Origin of the sequence: Cryobacterium algoritolerans (genome assembly GCF_004402785.1) — a bacterium.
Classification (GTDB): Bacteria; Actinomycetota; Actinomycetes; order Actinomycetales; family Microbacteriaceae; genus Cryobacterium; species Cryobacterium algoritolerans.
This window is the reverse complement of the sequence record NZ_SOFP01000076.1, coordinates 1-1,915: the sequence shown is the minus strand read 5'-3', so window position 1 is coordinate 1,915 and position 1,915 is coordinate 1. Positions and strand designations below refer to the sequence as shown.

Genomic DNA, 1,915 nt, shown 5'->3' with positions numbered 1-1,915 from the left:
CCCGAAGAGTATCCCAAGTAGCACGGGGCCCGAGAAATCCCGTGTGAATCTGTCAGGACCACCTGATAAGCCTAAATACTCCTACATGACCGATAGTGAACAAGTACCGTGAGGGAAAGGTGAAAAGTACCCCGGGAGGGGAGTGAAATAGTACCTGAAACCGTTTGCTTACAAACCGTTGGAGCCAGCTTTGTTCTGGTGACAGCGTGCCTTTTGAAGAATGAGCCTGCGAGTTAGTGATATGTGGCGAGCTTAACCCGAGAGGGGAATGCGTAGCGAAAGCGAGTCTGAATAGGGCGATTCAGTCGCATGTCCTAGACCCGAAGCGAAGTGATCTATCCATGGCCAGGTTGAAGCGACGGTAAGACGTCGTGGAGGACCGAACCCACTTCAGTTGAAAATGGAGGGGATGAGCTGTGGATAGGGGTGAAAGGCCAATCAAACTTCGTGATAGCTGGTTCTCTCCGAAATGCATTTAGGTGCAGCGTTGCGTGTTTCTTGCCGGAGGTAGAGCTACTGGATGGCCGATGGGGCCTAAAAGCTTACTGACGTCAGCCAAACTCCGAATGCCGGTAAGTGAGAGCGCAGCAGTGAGACGGTGGGGGATAAGCTTCATCGTCGAGAGGGAAACAACCCAGACCACCAACTAAGGTCCCAAAGCGCGTGCTAAGTGGGAAAGGATGTGGAGTTGCACAGACAACCAGGAGGTTGGCTTAGAAGCAGCCACCCTTGAAAGAGTGCGTAATAGCTCACTGGTCAAGTGATTCCGCGCCGACAATGTAACGGGGCTCAAGCACGCCACCGAAGTTGTGGCATTGATATTTTTGGTAAGCCGCACCCTTGTGGTGTTGGTTCAGCCGTGTTGATGGGTAGGAGAGCGTCGTGTGGCCAGCGAAGCGGCGGTGTAAACCAGCCGTGGAGGCTACACGAGTGAGAATGCAGGCATGAGTAGCGAAAGACGGGTGAGAAACCCGTCCTCCGAAAGATCAAGGTTTCCAGGGCCAGGCTAATCCGCCCTGGGTAAGTCGGGACCTAAGGCGAGGCCGACAGGCGTAGTCGATGGACAACGGGTTTATATTCCCGTACTGGCGAAAAACCGTCCAAGCTAATCCAGTAATGCTAAGCATCTGAATCCCACTGACCAAAGCCTTCGGGTGGAGGGAGTGGGCCTAGCGTGCGACCCTATGCTGGTGCGGTTAGCGTATTAACAGGTGTGACGCAGGAAGGTAGCTGAGCCGGGCGATGGTTGTCCCGGTCTAAGGATGTAGGCCGAGAGATAGGCAAATCCGTCTCTCATGAAGGCTGAGACCCGATGGGTAGTCCTCACGGACGAAATCAGTGATCCTATGCTGCCAAGAAAAGCATCGACGCGAGGTTTTAGTCACCCGTACCCCAAACCGACTCAGGTGATCAGGTAGAGAATACTAAGGAGATCGAGAGAATCGTGGTTAAGGAACTCGGCAAAATGCCCCCGTAACTTCGGGAGAAGGGGGGCCTGAGGCGTGAACGGACTAGCTCCGGGAGCGTTCGAAGGCCGCAGAGACCAGTGGGAAGCGACTGTTTACTAAAAACACAGGTCCGTGCCAAGTCGCAAGACGATGTATACGGACTGACGCCTGCCCGGTGCTGGAAGGTTAAGAGGAACGGTTAGCCGCAAGGCGAAGCTGAGAATTTAAGCCCCAGTAAACGGCGGTGGTAACTATAACCATCCTAAGGTAGCGAAATTCCTTGTCGGGTAAGTTCCGACCTGCACGAATGGCGTAACGACTTCCCAGCTGTCTCAACCGCGAACTCGGCGAAATTGCATTACGAGTAAAGATGCTCGTTACGCGCAGCAGGACGGAAAGACCCCGTGACCTTTACTACAGCTTGGTATTGGTGTTCGGTGTGGCTTGTGTAGGATAGGTGGGAGACT

The 1,915-nt window shown here is 53.8% G+C and carries 1 rRNA gene; it reads left to right on the top strand.

Annotated elements, in window-relative coordinates:
* Positions 1–1,915 (top strand): 23S ribosomal RNA (locus E3O19_RS15805); the annotation flags it as partial.